Below are 16,236 nucleotides of genomic sequence, written 5' to 3'. Positions count from 1 at the left end.
CGGGACGACCCCGGTGTGCCGGGCGCGTGGGCCGCCGGAATCGGGTAGACCGGTTCTATGACCTCTGTGGGCACGGACCCGGAGCTCGCCGACCGCGTCCTCGGCGGCTGGCTGGGCCGGATCGCGGGCAACATGCTCGGCAAACCGGTCGAGCAGGGCGATGTGTGGACGCGGGACCGGATCGACCGCTATCTGCGCCGGGCGGCGGCCCTGCCGCTCACGGACTATCTGCCCGAGCCGGCCGACGAGGAGGACGGACGCTCGCTGCGCCCCGAGTGGCGGGAGTGTGTGCGCGGCCGTATCCACGGCAGCTGCCGTGACGACGACGTCGACTACGCGATCCTAGGGCTCGACCTGCTGGAGCGGCACGGCTTCGGCTTCAGCACCGAGCAGGTCGGCGACCTGTGGCTGCTGCGGCTGCCGTACCTCCAGACGTTCACGGCGGAGCGGGCGGCGTACCGCAATCTCGCGAACGGCCTGAAACCGCCGCTCACCGCCACCTACGACAACCCGTACCAGGAGTGGATCGGCGCCCTCATCCGCGCCGACGTCTACGGCTGGACCTCCCCGGGCGCCCCCGACCGCGCCGCGTCCCTCGCCCGCCGGGACGCGGTGCTCTCGCACACCGGCAACGGCGTGTACGGGGCGATGTGGGCGGCGGCCCTGATCGCGGCGGCGTTCACCGCGTCCACGATCCGCGAGGCCGTGGACCGGGCGCTCTCCGTGATCCCGGCGAGCAGCCGGCTCGCCCGCACCGTGCGCCGGGTGGCGACCCTGCACGAGACGCGGATGTCCTGGGAGGACACGCTCAGCACGGTGACGGAGGAGACGGCGGGCCAGGGCTGGATCCACACGGTCCCCAACGCGGCGGTCCTCACCGCGGGGCTGCTGTACGGCGACGGCGACTTCACCCGCACGATCACGCTCACCGTGCGCGGGGGCCTGGACACCGACTCCAACGGGGCGACGGCCGGCTCGGTGGCCGGGGTGCTGAGCGGCGCAGCGGGAATCCCGGGCCAGTGGACGGAGCCGTTGGAGGACACGGTGCGCAGCGCGGTCTTCGGGTTCGACGGCGCACGGATCAGCGAGCTGGCGCGGCGGACGGTGCGGCTGGCGGAGCTGGGCGTCTGAGGGAGGCGAGTGCGGCGGCGGCCGGTCTGGTTACTCTTCCTGGATGACCTCGACGCCGGACTTCGCCGCGTACATCGCGAGTCTCCCCCGCATCCTCGCGGGCGCCGCCGCCCTCTTCCGCGACGCGGAGGGACGGGTGCTGCTCGTGGAGCCGAACTATCGCGAGGGCTGGGCGCTGCCCGGCGGCACGATCGAGTCCGACGACGGCGAGACGCCCCGTCAGGGCGCGCGGCGCGAGACGCTGGAGGAGATCGGCCTGGACCGCGCGCTCGGCCGGCTGCTGGCGGTGGACTGGGTGCACGGCGTCGGACGGCCGCCGCTGGTGGCGTATCTGTACGACGGCGGTGTGCTCACCGGGGACGAGCTGAAGGCGATCCGGCTGCAGGAGGAGGAGCTGCTGTCCTGGCGGCTGGTCTCGCGCGAGGAGGTGACCGACCATCTGCCGGGCGCCCTGGGCCGCCGCGTCCTGGCCGCGCTGGACGCCCTGGCGGACGGCACGGGGCCGGTGGAGCTGGAGAACGGGGAGCGGGTGGCCTGAGCCGGACTCAGCCCTCGACGTCCCGGGGGCGGGCGTCCACCTCGCGCAGCGCGTCGTCGCGCTCGGCGACCCGCGCCTCGGTGCGGTGGCCGCGCTGGACGTAGTCGCGCAGGACGAGTTCGACGGCGTCCTGGGGGCTGCCGACGCCCGCGAGGACCATGGCCTCGACGACGAGTTCGGCATCGAGCGAGACGGTGACCTTGGCCATGCCGGAACGCTAGCACCGGGCCGTCCGGCGTACGGGGTGCTCGCCCGAATATCCATTCGCCGCGTTCCCGCCGCCCGTCCTACCCTCGGCCGCATGACCAAGCCCCTCGTGGCCCTGCTCAGCGGTGCCGGCATCTCGACCGACTCGGGCATCCCCGACTACCGCGGGCCGAACGGCCTGTGGCGGCGCGACCCCGACGCCGAGAAGCTCGTGACGTACGAGTACTACATGGCGGACCCGGACATCCGGCGCCGGTCCTGGCTGATGCGGCGGGAGAACCACGCGCGGCGCCCCGAGCCCAACGCGGCGCACCGGGCGGTGGCCGAGCTGGAGCGGTCGGGGGTGCCGGTGCGGGTGCTCACGCAGAACGTGGACGGGCTGCACCAGCTCGCCGGCCTGCCCGCCCGCAAGGTCCTGGAGCTTCACGGCACCGAACGGCAGGTGGTGTGCACCAAGTGCCACGCCCGCTCCCCCATGGCCGACGCGCTGGCCCGGGTCGACGCCGGCGAGGACGACCCGCCGTGCCTGGAGTGCGGGGGCGTCCTGAAGTCCGCGACCGTCATGTTCGGCGAACGGCTCGACCCGGAGGTCCTCGGCCAGGCGGTCGCGATCACCAAGGCGTGCCAGGTCTTCGTCGCCGTAGGCTCCAGCCTCCAGGTCCAGCCCGCCGCCGGCCTCGCGGGCGTGGCCGCCGACCACGGCGCCCGCCTGATCGTCGTCAACGCCGAACCGACCCCGTACGACGACCTGGCCGACGAGGTCGTACGGCAACCGATCGGAACGGCGCTGCCGGAGCTGCTGCGACGGGTAGGGAAGGACGCCTGAGCCGGACGTCAGAACAGTGACGCCCCGCTCTCGAAGGCCAGGAGGCGTTGTTTGCGGGGGAGGCCGCCGCCGTAGCCGGTGAGGGCGCCGGACGCGCCGACGACGCGGTGGCAGGGGACGATGATGCCGATCGGGTTTCTGCCGTTGGCGAGGCCGACGGCGCGGGAGGCGCCCTTCTTGCCGAGGGCGTCGGCGAGTTGGCCGTAGGTGCGGGTCTCGCCGTAGGGGATGGTGCGCAGCGCGTCCCAGACGCTGCGCTGGAACGGGGTGCCGGTGAGGCGCAGGGGCAGGGTGAACTCCCGCAGCCCGCCCGCGAAGTAGGCCTCGAGTTGTTCCTCGGCCTGGGCGAACGGCGTCGCGTCGCGGGGGCCGAAGGTCTCCTCGGCGGGGCGGTGGCGCTGGTCGGTCATGTACAGCCCGCACAGGACGCCGTCGTCGGCGACGAGGGTGAGCGGGCCGTACGGGCTGTCGATGACGGTGTGCTGTCGCACCGGTTTCTCCTTATGCGGGGAGGACGTTGATGGGGTGGCTGTCCGTCGCCCACAGGTACTGGACGGCGTACGCCCGCCAGGGCCGCCAGGCTGCGGCGCGGGCGGTGAGGGCCGCCGGGGTGGACGGCAGGCCCAGCTCCCGGGCGGCGCGGCGGACGCCGAGATCGGTGGGGAGGAAGGCGTCGGGGTCGCCGAGGGCGCGCATCGCGACGACGTCGACGGTCCAGGGGCCGAAACCCGGCAGGGACAGCAGCTTCGCCCGGGTCCCGGGCCAGTCGCTGTCGGGGCCCAGGCGGATGTCGCCGTCGGCGAGCCCGCGGACCAGGGTCGTGAGGGTGGTGCGCCGGCTGCGCGGCATCGCCAGTGCCTCGGAGTCGACGGATGCCAGGGCGGCGGGCTCCGGGAAGAGGTGCGTGAGGCCGCCCTCGGGGTCCTCCACCGGCTCGCCGTGCGCGGTGACCAGGCGGGCCGCGTGGGTGCGGGCGGCCGCCGTGGAGACCTGCTGCCCGAGCACGGCGCGTACGGCGAACTCGGCTTCGTCGACCGTGCGCGGGACCCGGCGTCCGGGTGCCTTGTCGACCAGCGGCGCGAGCACCGGGTCGGCGCGCAGCTGGTCGTCGACGGCGACCGGATCGGCGTCCAGGTCGAGCATCCGCCGGCACCGGCTGGTCGCGACGGTGAGGTCGCGCAGGTCGCTGAGGGTGAGGCGGCAGGCGATGTGGCCGGGGCGCGGGCTCAGCGCCACGATGCCGTGGCCGTAGGGCAGCCGGAGCGTGCGCCGGTACGCGCCGTCCCGCCACTCCTCGACGCCGGGCACGGCGGTCGCCGCGAGGTGCCCGAAGAGGTTGTCGGGATTGAGGGGGGCGCGGAACGGCAGGCGCAGGGTGAGGGCGCCCGCCGTGCCGCCCTGGACGGAACGGGGTGCCCGGGCACGCAGGCCGGTCGGGGCGAGGGCGAAGACCTCGCGGACGGTGTCGTTGAAGGTGCGCACGGAGGCGAAACCGGCCGCGAAGGCGATGTCCGCCATGGACAGGCACGTCGTCTCGATGAGGAGCCGCGCGGTCTGGGCACGCTGCGCACGGGCCAGGGCGAGCGGGCCGGCGCCGAGCTCGGCGAGGAGCTGGCGTTCGATCTGCCGGGTGCTGTAGCCGAGGCGTGCGGCGAGGCCGGGCACGCCCTCGCGGTCCACTACGCCGTCGGCGATCAGCCGCATGGCGCGCGCCACGAGGTCGGCGCGCTGGTTCCACTCGGGCGAGCCGGGGCTGGTGTCGGGGCGGCACCGCTTGCAGGCACGGAAGCCGGCCTGCTGGCAGGCGGCGGCGCTCGGCAGGAACCGCATGTTCGCGGGCCGGGGCGGGACCGCGGGGCAGCTGGGCCGGCAGTAGATCCCGGTCGTGACGACCGCCGTGAAGAACCACCCGTCGAAGCGGGCGTCCTTCGACCGCACGGCGCGCACGCAGCGCTCGACGTCGGTGTGCATCCCCTGGTTCATGGGTCCAGCATCGGGGACGCGGGCGGGCGCGCGCTGGCGAGAATCCGACGCGGACGTCGGCTGGGCTGGGAATCGGCGGATCGCCTCAGGGGGACGCGGGGGCGCTCGGGCCGACGCCGCGCAGTCGCTCGATGCCGCCGCCCAGCCGGGGCCGCAGCCGCTCCAGCACGGCGGGCTCGGCGCTGACCACCCAGCGGGTGCCGACCAGGTACGTACCGCCGTAGACGGCGGCCGCGTCCAGCCGGTCCCGCTTCAGCCTCTCCTCGGGGAACGTCGTGACGAGGTAGTCGCCCCGCTTCGTCCGGCAGACGCCCTCGCGCAGTTCGTCGGCCTCGGTCCTGATCCTCTCCTCGCACCCGGTGAGGCCGGCGATCACCCCGACCTCCGCCGGCGCCACCACCCCGGCCCCGGTGGCGGAGACCTTCGGCGGGCCGCTCGACGCGGTGGCGGGACCGGCGTCGCCCCCGGCGCACGCGATGGCCAGGAGCAGCGGCGCCGGACCGCCGGCGATCGCGACCGGTCCGGCGGCCCTGCGGCGGCCCGCGCCGCCCCTGCGGTCGCCGCGTCCTCGAGTCCTCACGGGTGCCCGGTGCGTCTGGTGCGTCTCCACGGCGAGGGGTACGGATCAGCCGCGGACGGTGTTCACGCCTCCAGCCGCCGGGCGAACGCCTCGTACGCGGCCGTGTCGAAGAGCACGAACCGCACCTCCTCGACGGCGGTCGCCGCCGCCCTGACGGTCTCCACCGCGATCCGGGCGCCGTCGTCCATGGGCCAGCCGTAGATGCCCGTGGAGATGGCGGGGAAGGCGACCGTGCGGGCGCCGAGCTCGTCGGCGACGCGCAGCGACTCGCGGTAGCAGGAGGCCAGCAGGTCCGAGCGGTCCTCGCCGGACGACCAGACGGGGCCCACCGTGTGGATCACCCAGCGCGCCGGCAGCTCCCCCGCCGTGGTGGCGACCGCCTGCCCGGTCGGCAGGCCCTTGCCGTACCGGGAGGCCCGCAGCGAGCGGCACTCGGCGAGGATCTCGGGGCCGCCGCGCCGGTGGATGGCGCCGTCCACGCCGCCTCCGCCGAGCAGGGAGGAGTTCGCGGCGTTGACGAGCGCGTCGGCCGCCTCACGGGTGATGTCGCCCTGTACGAGTCCGATGGTGGTCATGCCCCCTTCCTAGCAGGGGGGAGCGGGTCCTCGCAGGGCCGGGCCCGCGGGTCAGGGCTCCTGGCGCAGGCGCCGCCAGACCGCCTTGGCTGCGTTGTGCCCCGACATGCCGTGCACGCCCGGGCCGGGCGGGGTCGCGGACGAGCAGAGGTAGATCGCGGGGTGCGGGGTGCGGTACGGGAACAGCGAGAGCTTGGGGCGCAGCAGGAGCTGGAGTCCGGTGGCGGCGCCGGAGCCGATGTCGCCGCCGACGTAGTTGGCGTTGCGGGCGGCGAGTTCGGCCGGGCCGGCCGTGGCGCGGGCGAGGACCCGGTCGCGGAACCCGGGCGCGAAGCGCTCCAGTTGGCGTTCCAGGGCGTCCGTGAGGTCGCCGGTCCAGCCGTTGGGGACATGGCCGTAGGCCCAGAAGACGTGCTTGCCCTCGGGGGCGCGGGTGGGGTCGGCGACGCTGGGCTGCACGGTGATCAGGAACGGCCGGTCGGGTGCGCGTCCTTCCCGCGACGCGGCCCGCAGTGCCGCCCCGATCTCCGCGCTGTCCGCGCCGATCTGCACGGTGCCGGCCCGCCGGGCCTCCGGGGCGGTCCAGGGCACCGGGCCGTCCAGCGCGTAGTCGATCTTGAAGACTCCGGAGCCGTACCGGTAGTTGTCGTAGTAACCGCCGAAGCCCGCGATCCGGGCCAGCGCGGTGGGCGAGGTGTCGAAGACGTACGCCCGCGCGGGCGGCAGGTCGTCGAGCCGCTTCACCTCGAAGTCCGTGTGCACGGCACCGCCGAGATCCTCGAGGTAGGCGGTGAGGGCGTCGGAGATGGACTGGGAGCCGCCCCGGGCCACGGGCCAGCCGCGGGCGTGCGCCGCGAGGGCGAAGACCAGGCCGATGGCGCCGGTCGCGAAGCCGCTCAGCGGCGCCATCACATGGGCGACCAGGCCGGAGAACAGGGCCCGCGCCCGCTCGTCGCGGAAGCGGCGCATCAGCCAGGTCGACGGCGGCAGCCCGGTCAGACCGAACCGGGCGAGGGTCACCGGGTCCCGGGGCAGCGCGGTGAGGGGCAGCGACATGAAGTCCCGTGCCAGCGTGTCCCACTTGGACAGGAACGGGGCGACCAGCCGGCGGTACGTCCCCGCGTCGCGCGGACCGAAGGAGGCGGCCGTCTCGGCGACGGACCGGGACAGCACGGCGGCCGTGCCGTCGGCGAAGGGATGGGCCATCGGCAGCCCGGCGTGCAGCCACTGGAGCCCGTAGCGGTCGAGCGGCATCGCCCGGAACGCGGGCGAGTTGATGCCGAGGGGGTGGGCGGCCGAACACGGGTCGTGCCGGAAGCCGGGAAGCGTCAGCTCCTCCGTGCGGGCCCCGCCGCCGACGGTGTCCCGGGCCTCGAACACGGCCACGGAGAAACCGCGGCGGGCCAGCTCCACGGCGGCGGTCAGGCCGTTCGGTCCCGCACCCACCACGACTGCGTCGAGCATCGACGGCACGTTCGGACCCCTTCGTCAGGCGGCGGCCTAGAGGGATCAGGATAGGCCGGGGCTCATACGCCCCACCTCCGCTCCCCCGCGGCCGACTCTATTCCTACGCGGCCCGGCGCGCTCCGCCGGACAGGAGTCCCGCCACCCGCCGTGCCGTGGCCGCGTCGCGGGCCGTCGTGAACGGCAGGGCGTTGCCCCCGGTGATACGGAACGGCTCGCCCGTGTGCGTCAGGTGGGCGCCGCCCGCCTCCTCCACGAGGAGCAGGCCGGCCGCGTGGTCCCAGGCCGCCTCCCACCCGAAGACGGTGGCCTCCAAGTCGCCCCGCGCGACGGCCAGATACTCCAGGCCGGCCGATCCGCACGCGCGCGGGGCGACCCCGTCGGTCCACAGGCCGAGGAGGGACCTCTTCTGCTCGTCGGTGGTGAAGTCCGGGTGGGAGGTGGCGACCCGCAGGTCGCGGCCGGGGTCCGGGGCTCCGGCGCGCAGCCGCTCGCCGTCGAGGAAGGCGCCCTGGCCCCTGACGGCGGTGGCCAGGTGGTCGAGGGCGGGCGCGTAGGTCCAGGAGGCGAGCACCTCGCCGTGCCGGGCGAGGGCGACCAGGGTGCAGAAGCCGGTGTCGCCGTGCACGAACTGCCGGGTGCCGTCGACGGGGTCGACGATCCACACCGGGGCGTCGCCGCGGATCGCGTCGTACACGGACGGGTCGGCGTGCACCGCCTCCTCGCCGACGACGACCGAGCCGGGCAGGAGGGCACCGAGGGCTTCCGTGAGGTACCGCTCGGCGAGCCGGTCGGCGTCGGTCACCAGGTCGTGCGGCCCGCTCTTGCGGTCGACCTCATGGTCGGCGAGCCGGCGGAAGCGGGGCATGATCTCGGCGGCCGCCGCCTTGCGGACGGCGTCCTCCACGTCGGTGGCGTGCCGGGCGAGAAACTCTTCGATGGTTTCGTTGTCTTCGATCACCCGTCCATGAGAACACGCGCCGCTGACAACGCCCGCCCGCCGGGTGACCTGCGGACGGCCTCCCGGTGAACTCGCGGGGCGGACGCCCCGGGGCCCGTCAGCGTCCGACGGCGTAGCCCTGCATGCCGCGCGGGTTCGCCGCGGCGGACAGGACCCCGGTGCCGGGGTCGCGCGCGACCGCGCACAGCCGGCCCTCCGACCAGGCGTCGCCGACCGTGACGTCGTGGCCGCGCCGCCGCAGCGCGTCCACCACCGCGGGATCGGTGCGGGCCTCCACGGTGACGCTCCCGGGCCGCGTGCCGCGCGGGTGGAACGATCCGGGGAAGCTGTCGTTGTGCCAGTTCGGGGCGTCGATGGCGCCCTGGAGGTCGAGGCCGCCGCGGACCCGGCCGCGCAGGGCGACGGCGAGGAAGAAGTGCAGCTGCCACTGGTCCTGCTGGTCCCCGCCGGGGGTGCCGAAGGCCAGCACGGGCACACCGTCGCGCAGCGCGATGGTGGGGGTGAGCGTGGTGCGGGGGCGCCGTCCCGGCGTCAGGGAGCTCGGCAGGCCCTCCTCCAGCCAGGTCATCTGCAGCCGCGTGCCGAGCGGGAAGCCGAGTTCGGGCACCACGGGGTTGGACTGCAGCCAGCCGCCGCTCGGGGTGGCCGCGACCATGTTGCCCCACCGGTCGACGACGTCGAGGTGGCAGGTGTCGCCGCGGGTGGTGCCGTCGGCGGCCACCTCGGGCTCGCCGGGCACCGGGGACCGGGGCGACTTGGCGACCGTCGGCTCCCCGGCGCCGGGTACGGAGCCGGGTGCGGCGACGGCCGCGCCCCGCGCGTGTGCGCCGAGCCTCGGCGTGCGGCCGCCGGGGCTGCCGGGCCGCAGCTCGAAGGAGGCCGTGTCGCCCACCAGCCGGCGGCGGCCGGCGTTGTAGGCGTCGGACAGCAGGTCGGCGAGGGGCACCTCGGCGGCGTCGCCGTACCAGGCCTCCCGGTCGGCCATGGCCAGCTTGCAGCCCTCGACGAGCAGGTGGACGTAGTCGGCGGACCCGTACGGGGGCAGTTCGGCCGGGAGCAGGGCGAGCTGCTGGAGGAGCACCGGGCCCTGGCTCCAGGGCCCGGCCTTGCACAGGGTCCAGCCGTTCCAGTCGTACGTCGCCGGCGCTTCGTAGGTGGCGGACCAGCCGGCCAGGTCGTCGGCCGTGAGGGTGCCGGTGTGGCGCTCGCCGCTGGTGTCGAGGGTGGGCCGGTTCGCCTGCCGGACCAGCGCCTCGGCGATGAACCCGGTGCGCCACACCGCGCGCGCGGCCTCGATCCGCGCGACACGGTCGCCGGCTCCGGCGATCTCGTCGAGCAGGCGTTTCCAGGTGGCGGCGAGCGCCGGGTTGCGGAAGAGCGTGCCGGGGCGGGGCGGCTCGCCGTCCGGCAGGTACACCTCGGCGGAGGAGGTCCACTCGGTCTCGAAGAGTTCGCGCACCGTCTCGACGGTCTCGCCGACGCGCTCCACGGGCGCGTGTCCTTGCTCGGCGTAGCCGATGGCGTACTCCAGGACGTCGGCGGGTGCCAGGGTGCCGTGGTCGCGCAGCAGGACCATCCAGGCGTCGAAGGCGCCGGGCACGGCGGCGGCCAGCGGTCCGGTGCCGGGGACGAGGTCCAGGCCGAGGCCCCGGTAGTGGGGGACGGTCGCGCCCGCGGGGGCGACGCCCTGGCCGCACAGCACCCGCACCTCGCCGCCCGCCGGGGCGAGGAGGATCGGCACCTCGCCGGCCGGCCCGTTCAGGTGCGGTTCGACGACGTGCAGCACGAACGCGCCGGCCACGGCGGCGTCGTAGGCGTTGCCGCCGCGCTCCAGGACCGCCATCGCGGACTGCGAGGCCAGCCAGTGCGTGGAGGACACCATGCCGAAGGTGCCCTGGAGGGTGGGACGGGTGGTGAACATGGCGGGCGTCACCTCGCGGTCGGCGCGGACGGGTCCGTCCGATCTTCCGTGACCGCCCGTTCGATGTTCAACCGTTCATGGGGGTGTGGAGCGAGGGTGGCGTGAAGGTGTGGAGGTCGGGCGGGCCGGATCAGGCCGCCCGGCCCGGTCAGGCCGCTGCGGCTGTACGGGTCCCGATCACCGACCCTCCTGGGGGCCCGTGTGTGCGGGAGGGGCAGCACGGCCGGCGGCACGCGCCCGGCGGTGGAGGTGACGACGACCTTGCTGACGGTCAGTCGTTCCGGGGGGCGCGGGACGGGGGCGGGGGGAAGGTGTGGAGGCCGAGGATCTCGGGGCAGGGGGCGACGCCGGGGCCGCCTGCCCGGACCCAGGCGATGACGTCCTCGGTGGCGTCCGGATCGTTGACGAGGCCGAGCCAGACCGGGCGGGCGCCCGCCGCCCGCGCCGCGGCGGAGGGCTGGACGACGACCACGTTGGCGTGGTCGCAGACGTCGAGGCAGTCCGAGACGCGCACGGGCACGCTCTCCCTCAGCCGGGCCGCCTGGCGGGCATGGTCGACACCGGTCACCTTCGGGCTGCCGCAGCAGCAGTCGCGGCAGAGCACGACCCGGCAGGGCGTGGACGGGGGGCGCCGGTCCGGGAGCGGCGGCTCGGACGACGGCGGGGGCGGGAGTACGGGCATGACTGCCTTCGGGTCGGGGCTCGTACGCGGAGCCGGCCTGCGGAGGACTTCCCCGCCCGGGGGCGCGGAGGTGCCGGCAGGTCTTCGGACTCGGGTTCGTCCCGGCGGGGCGCCTTCCCGGTCTCCCAGTGGCGTGCCTGCCCCGCCCGTCCCCCTCACCGCTGCGCGTCAGTTCCGGATTCGCACCGGATTCCCTGGCCCCGCAAAGGGCTCGACCAGCTCCGCGAGGCTATCAAGCCGGGGCCGTGAGCCGCTCCTTCGCCGTGCCCGCGCAGGCCCCGGAGGAGCGCGGAGACGCAGGTCACAATCTGGAAGAGGGCAAGGTCACAGCCGTGCCCCCTGCTGCTCCTTTGACGATCTGACCTAGCATCCGAGCATGACGGTCCTGCCTGACGACGGGCTCTCGCTGGCCGCCGAGTTCCCTGACGCAACCCATGAGCAGTGGCAACACCTGGTGGAGGGTGTGCTGCGCAAGGCGGGCAAGGACGTGTCGGGGACGGCTGCCGAGGACGCCCTGTCCACCCCACTCGAGGACGGGATGCGCTCCCGCCCCCTGTACACCGCGCGCGACGCCGCGCCCGACCCCGGCCTGCCCGGCTTCGCCCCGTTCGTCCGGGGCGGGCGCCCCGAGGGCAGCACGGCCGGCGGCTGGGACGTACGGCAGCGGCACACCACGGCCACGGACGGCGTGGTGCTGGCGGACCTGGAGAACGGCGTCACCTCGCTCTGGCTGGTCCTCGGCGACGCCGGCATCCCGGTGTCCTCCCTCGGCCGGGCCCTCGACGGCGTCTACCTCGACCTCGCCCCGGTCGTCCTGGACGCGGGCGCCGCGACGGAGGCCGCCGCGCACGCCCTGCTGGACCTGTACGCGGAGCGCGGCGTCGCCAAGGACGCGGCGCGCGGCAACCTCGGCGCCGACCCGCTCGGCCACGAGGCCCGCACCGGCAGGTCCCTCCCGTTCGCGCCGGCCGCCGTGCTGGCCCGGCGGTGCGCCGAGGAGTACCCGGGGCTGCGGGCGCTGACCGTGGACGCCCTGCCGTACCACGAGGCCGGCGGCTCGGCCGCGCAGGAGCTCGGTTCCGCGCTGGCGACCGGTGTGGCGTATCTGCGCGAGCTCACCGAGGCCGGCCTGACGGTCGAACAGGCCGCCGCCCAGCTGGAGTTCCGCTACGCGGCCACCGCCGACCAGTTCCTGACCATCGCCAAGCTGCGGGCGGCGCGCCGCCTGTGGGCGCGGGTGACCGAGGTGTCCGGGGCACCCAGCGCCCAGGTGCAGCACGCCGTCACCTCGCCGGTGATGATGACGCGCCGCGACCCGTGGGTGAACATGCTGCGCACGACGGTCGCCACGCTCGCGGCCGGCGTCGGCGGCGCCGACTCGGTGACGGTGCTGCCCTTCGACCACGCGCTGGGCCTGCCCGACGCGTTCGCGCGGCGCATCGCGCGCAACACCTCGACCATCCTCATCGAGGAGTCCCACCTGGCCCGGGTCATCGACCCGGCGGGCGGCTCCTGGTACGTGGAGCGGCTGACGGACGAACTCGCCCACGCGGGCTGGGAGTTCTTCCAGCAGATCGAACAGGCGGGCGGCCAGGCCGCCGCGCTGCGCTCGGGCCGGCTGCGGGACGACCTGGCCGCCACCTGGGAGGCCCGCACCGGCAAGCTGGCGAAGCGCCGCGAACCGGTCACCGGTGTCAGCGAGTTCCCGTATCTCGCCGAGCAGCCCGTGGTGCGCGAGCCCGCGCCCGAGCCGCCGTCCGGGGGCCTGCCGCGCGTGCGCCGCGACGAGGCGTACGAGGCGCTGCGCGCCCGGTCCGACGCGCATCTGGCCGCGACCGGCGCCCGGCCGCGGATCTACCTGGCCGCGCTCGGCCCGGCCGCGGCCCACACCACGCGCCTGACCTTCGCCTCGAACCTGTTCCAGGCCGGCGGCATCGAGCCCGTCACCGAGGGCACCTTCGAGGAGAGCGGCGCCACCGAGGCGTGCCTGTGCTCCAGCGACGCCGTGTACGAGGAGCAGGCGGCCGAGGTCGCCGGACGGCTGAAGGCGGCCGGCGCCGCGCATGTGTTCCTCGCCGGGCGGCCCGGGGACCACCCCGGCGTCGACGGCCATGTCTTCGCGGGCTGTGACGCCGTCGCCGTCCTGTCCGCCACCCTCGACCGCATGGGAGTGTCCTGATGGGAATCCCCGACTTCACCGGGATCGAACTGGGGACCCCGGACGCGGCGGGCGGCTCCGACGAGTGGCGTACGGCCGTCAAGCAGGCCACCGGCGGGGACGAGCCGCTGTGGGAGACGCCCGAGGGCATCGCGGTCAAGCCGCTGTACACCGGGCGTGACCTGGAGGGCCTGGACTTCCTGGACACGTACCCGGGTGTGGCGCCGTATCTGCGCGGGCCGTACCCGACGATGTACGTCAACCAGCCCTGGACGATCCGCCAGTACGCGGGCTTCTCCACCGCCGAGGAGTCCAACGCGTTCTACCGGCGCAATCTGGCGGCCGGTCAGAAGGGCCTGTCGGTGGCCTTCGACCTGCCCACGCACCGCGGGTACGACAGCGACCACCCGCGCGTGACCGGTGACGTCGGCATGGCCGGTGTGGCGATCGACTCGATCTACGACATGCGGCAGCTGTTCGACGGCATCCCGCTGGACAAGATGACCGTGTCGATGACGATGAACGGCGCGGTGCTGCCCGTGCTCGCGCTGTACATCGTGGCGGCGGAGGAACAGGGCGTACCGCCCGAGAAGCTGGCCGGGACCATTCAGAACGACATTCTGAAGGAGTTCATGGTCCGCAACACCTACATCTATCCGCCGAAGCCGTCGATGCGGATCATCTCCGACATCTTCGCGTACACCTCGCAGCGGATGCCCCGCTACAACTCGATCTCCATCTCCGGCTACCACATCCAGGAGGCCGGGGCGACGGCCGACCTGGAGCTGGCGTACACGCTCGCGGACGGCGTCGAGTACATCCGGGCCGGACGTGAAGCGGGCCTGGACGTCGACGCGTTCGCGCCCCGGCTGTCGTTCTTCTGGGCGATCGGCATGAACTTCTTCATGGAGGTCGCCAAGCTGCGCGCGGCGCGCCTGCTGTGGGCGAAACTGGTGAAGCAGTTCGACCCGAAGAACTCCAAGTCGCTGTCGCTGCGCACCCATTCGCAGACGTCGGGCTGGTCGCTGACCGCACAGGACGTGTTCAACAACGTCACACGCACCTGTGTCGAGGCGATGGCGGCGACGCAGGGGCACACGCAGTCGCTGCACACCAACGCGCTCGACGAGGCGCTGGCCCTGCCGACCGACTTCTCGGCGCGCATCGCCCGCAACACCCAGCTGCTGCTCCAGCAGGAGTCGGGCACCACCCGGGTCATCGACCCGTGGGGCGGCAGCGCCTACGTGGAGAAGCTGACGTACGACCTCGCCCGCCGCGCCTGGCAGCACATCGAGGAGGTCGAGGCGGCCGGCGGCATGGCCAAGGCGATCGACGCCGGTATCCCGAAGCTGCGCATCGAGGAGGCGGCGGCCCGCACCCAGGCGCGCATCGACTCCGGGCGCCAGCCGGTCATCGGCGTCAACAAGTACCGCGTCGACAGCGACGAGCAGATCGACGTGCTCAAGGTCGACAACTCCTCGGTGCGCGCCCAGCAGATCGCCAAGCTGCGGCGGCTGCGCGAGGAGCGGGACGAGACGGCCTGCCGGGACGCGCTGGACGCGCTGACGCGGGCGGCCGGCGGCGAGGGGAACCTGCTGGAGCTGGCCGTGGACGCGGCCCGCGCGAAGGCCACCGTCGGCGAGATCTCCGACGCCCTGGAGAAGGTGTACGGGCGGCACGCGAGCCAGATCCGTACCATCACCGGCGTGTACCGCAACGAAGCCGGGGAGTCGCCCGCCGTGGACCGCACCCGCGCCCTCGTGTCGGACTTCGAGGAGGCCGAGGGCCGCCGCCCGCGCATCCTGGTCGCCAAGATGGGCCAGGACGGCCATGACCGCGGCCAGAAGGTGATCGCGACCGCGTTCGCCGACCTCGGTTTCGACGTCGACGTCGGCCCGCTGTTCCAGACGCCCGCCGAGGTCGCCCGGCAGGCCGTCGAGGCGGACGTGCACATCGTCGGGGTGTCGTCGCTGGCGGCCGGGCACCTCACCCTCGTACCGGCGCTCAAGGAGGCGCTGGCCGAGGAGGGCCGCGAGGACATCATGATCGTGGTCGGCGGGGTCATCCCGCCGCAGGACGTCGCGACGCTGCTCGAGATGGGCGCGGCGGCGGTCTTCCCGCCCGGCACGGTCATCCCGGACGCGGCGTACGACCTGGTGCGGCGGCTGGCGGACGGACTCGGGCACGAGCTGTGATCGACGTCGACGCGTACGTGAAGGGCGTGCTCGACGGGAAGCGGGCGATCGTCGCGCGCGCCATCACCCTCGTCGAGTCGACCCGGCCGCAGCACCGGGCGCTGGCCCAGCGGTTGCTGACCGAACTGCTGCCGCACAGCGGGCGGGCGCGGCGGATCGGGGTCAGCGGGGTGCCGGGCGTCGGCAAGTCCACGTTCATCGACGCGTTCGGCACGATGCTGACGGGTCTCGGGCACCGGGTGGCGGTGCTGGCGGTCGACCCCTCGTCCAGCCGGACGGGCGGGTCGATCCTGGGCGACAAGACGCGGATGGAGCGGCTGGCGGTCGACCCGGCGGCCTTCATCCGCCCCTCCCCCACGGCCGGGACGCTCGGCGGGGTCGCCAAGGCCACGCGGGAGTCCATCGTGGTGATGGAGGCAGCGGGCTACGACGTGGTGCTGGTGGAGACGGTCGGCGTGGGCCAGTCGGAGACGGCCGTGGCGAACATGGTCGACTCCTTCCTGCTGCTGACGCTGGCCCGCACCGGCGACCAGTTGCAGGGCATCAAGAAGGGCGTGCTGGAGCTGGCCGACGTCCTCGCCGTGAACAAGGCGGACGGCCCGCACGAGCGGGACGCCAGGGCGGCCGCGCGGGAACTGGCGGGCGCCCTGCGCCTGATGCACGGCAAGGACGCCGTCTGGACGCCGCCCGTGCTGCACTGCAGCGGGCGTGAGTCGATCGGTCTGGACGCCGTCTGGGACCGTCTGGAGCAGCATCGGGCGCTGCTGGACTCCACGGGCCGGCTCGCCGCCAAGCGGCGCGACCAGCAGGTCGACTGGACGTGGACCATGGTCCGTGACGAACTGCTGGGCCGCCTCCACGCGGACCCGGCGGTCCGCTCCCTGGCGCCGGTGCTGGAACAGCGGGTCAGGGACGGCGAGTTGACGGCGACGCTGGCCGCCGAGCGGATCCTCGCGGCGTTCGAGGGCGAGCGCGGCGCGACGAGCCCCGACTCGTAGGCGAGGGCCGTGACCAG

The 16,236-nt window shown here is 74.4% G+C and carries 15 protein-coding genes and 1 riboswitch; of the genes, 6 read left to right on the top strand and 9 right to left on the bottom strand.

What is annotated here, in order from left to right; translation table 11 throughout:
• Positions 1-57 precede the first annotated feature (57 nt).
• The gene (locus tag ACFRAC_RS07025; protein WP_382921918.1) at positions 58-1,131 is read left to right on the top strand and encodes an ADP-ribosylglycohydrolase family protein; all 1,074 of its coding nucleotides are present in this window, start codon (positions 58-60) and stop codon (positions 1,129-1,131) included.
• A 43-nt stretch (positions 1,132-1,174) separates the two neighbouring features.
• Positions 1,175-1,669 carry an NUDIX domain-containing protein gene (locus ACFRAC_RS07020; protein ID WP_382921916.1) on the top strand — a complete coding sequence of 165 codons (495 nt, stop codon included), beginning with the start codon at positions 1,175-1,177 and terminating at the stop codon, positions 1,667-1,669.
• 7 nt (positions 1,670-1,676) lie between these two features.
• Here ACFRAC_RS07020 and ACFRAC_RS07015 read toward each other — a convergent pair whose 3' ends face one another.
• Entirely contained in the window at positions 1,677-1,877 is a 201-nt protein-coding gene (locus ACFRAC_RS07015; protein WP_115505605.1) for a type II toxin-antitoxin system VapB family antitoxin, read from the bottom strand.
• A gap of 93 nt (positions 1,878-1,970) precedes the next feature.
• On the opposite strand from ACFRAC_RS07015, the gene ACFRAC_RS07010 reads away from it, so the two are divergent.
• On the top strand, positions 1,971-2,702 hold the full coding sequence (locus ACFRAC_RS07010) for an NAD-dependent deacetylase (RefSeq protein WP_382921914.1): 732 nt from the start codon (positions 1,971-1,973) through the stop codon (positions 2,700-2,702).
• 8 nt (positions 2,703-2,710) lie between these two features.
• On the opposite strand, the gene ACFRAC_RS07005 is transcribed toward ACFRAC_RS07010, so the two are convergent.
• The 8 genes from ACFRAC_RS07005 to ACFRAC_RS06970 all read right to left on the bottom strand — a co-directional run bounded on the left by ACFRAC_RS07005 (position 2,711) and on the right by ACFRAC_RS06970 (position 10,868).
• Positions 2,711-3,193 carry a methylated-DNA--[protein]-cysteine S-methyltransferase gene (locus tag ACFRAC_RS07005; protein WP_382921912.1) on the bottom strand — a complete coding sequence of 161 codons (483 nt, stop codon included), beginning with the start codon at positions 3,191-3,193 and terminating at the stop codon, positions 2,711-2,713.
• Positions 3,194-3,203: 10 nt separating this feature from the next.
• Positions 3,204-4,673, bottom strand: coding sequence for an AlkA N-terminal domain-containing protein (locus ACFRAC_RS07000; protein ID WP_382922120.1), 1,470 nt, complete (start codon positions 4,671-4,673; stop codon positions 3,204-3,206).
• 97 nt (positions 4,674-4,770) lie between these two features.
• The gene (locus ACFRAC_RS06995) at positions 4,771-5,265 is read right to left on the bottom strand and encodes a hypothetical protein (RefSeq protein ID WP_382921910.1); all 495 of its coding nucleotides are present in this window, start codon (positions 5,263-5,265) and stop codon (positions 4,771-4,773) included.
• 62 nt (positions 5,266-5,327) lie between these two features.
• Entirely contained in the window at positions 5,328-5,840 is a 513-nt protein-coding gene (locus tag ACFRAC_RS06990; RefSeq protein ID WP_382921908.1) for an O-acetyl-ADP-ribose deacetylase, read from the bottom strand.
• A 51-nt stretch (positions 5,841-5,891) separates the two neighbouring features.
• Positions 5,892-7,304: a phytoene desaturase family protein gene (locus ACFRAC_RS06985; RefSeq protein WP_382921906.1), complete on the bottom strand. Its 1,413-nt coding sequence runs from the start codon at positions 7,302-7,304 to the stop codon at positions 5,892-5,894.
• A gap of 103 nt (positions 7,305-7,407) precedes the next feature.
• Positions 7,408-8,265, bottom strand: coding sequence for an inositol monophosphatase family protein (locus ACFRAC_RS06980; RefSeq protein ID WP_382921904.1), 858 nt, complete (start codon positions 8,263-8,265; stop codon positions 7,408-7,410).
• A gap of 97 nt (positions 8,266-8,362) precedes the next feature.
• Complete coding sequence (locus ACFRAC_RS06975; RefSeq protein WP_382921902.1) at positions 8,363-10,186, bottom strand: gamma-glutamyltransferase family protein; 1,824 nt, start codon at positions 10,184-10,186, stop codon at positions 8,363-8,365.
• Positions 10,187-10,457: 271 nt separating this feature from the next.
• Positions 10,458-10,868: a (2Fe-2S) ferredoxin domain-containing protein gene (locus tag ACFRAC_RS06970; RefSeq protein WP_382921899.1), complete on the bottom strand. Its 411-nt coding sequence runs from the start codon at positions 10,866-10,868 to the stop codon at positions 10,458-10,460.
• Positions 10,869-10,925: 57 nt separating this feature from the next.
• Positions 10,926-11,103, bottom strand: a riboswitch (cobalamin riboswitch).
• Between the two features lie 141 nt (positions 11,104-11,244).
• Here ACFRAC_RS06970 and ACFRAC_RS06965 point away from each other — a divergent pair.
• Genes ACFRAC_RS06965 through meaB form a run of 3 tightly spaced genes read left to right on the top strand, consistent with a single transcriptional unit; the run spans position 11,245 to position 16,219 of the window.
• Entirely contained in the window at positions 11,245-13,047 is a 1,803-nt protein-coding gene (locus ACFRAC_RS06965; protein WP_382921896.1) for a methylmalonyl-CoA mutase family protein, read from the top strand.
• Positions 13,047-15,221, top strand: coding sequence for a methylmalonyl-CoA mutase (gene scpA, locus ACFRAC_RS06960; RefSeq protein WP_382921893.1), 2,175 nt, complete (start codon positions 13,047-13,049; stop codon positions 15,219-15,221). The genes ACFRAC_RS06965 and scpA overlap by 1 nt, the downstream gene beginning before the upstream one ends.
• Positions 15,218-16,219 carry a methylmalonyl Co-A mutase-associated GTPase MeaB gene (gene meaB / locus ACFRAC_RS06955; protein ID WP_382921890.1) on the top strand — a complete coding sequence of 334 codons (1,002 nt, stop codon included), beginning with the start codon at positions 15,218-15,220 and terminating at the stop codon, positions 16,217-16,219. Before scpA ends, meaB begins: the two co-directional genes overlap by 4 nt.
• Positions 16,220-16,236: the final 17 nt, after the last annotated feature.

The sequence above is a fragment of the Streptomyces sp. NPDC056628 genome (assembly GCF_042792555.1).
Taxonomy (GTDB): Bacteria; Actinomycetota; Actinomycetes; order Streptomycetales; family Streptomycetaceae; genus Streptomyces.
The sequence above is the reverse complement of the archived record's forward strand: the minus strand, read 5'-3'. Positions and strand labels throughout refer to the sequence as shown.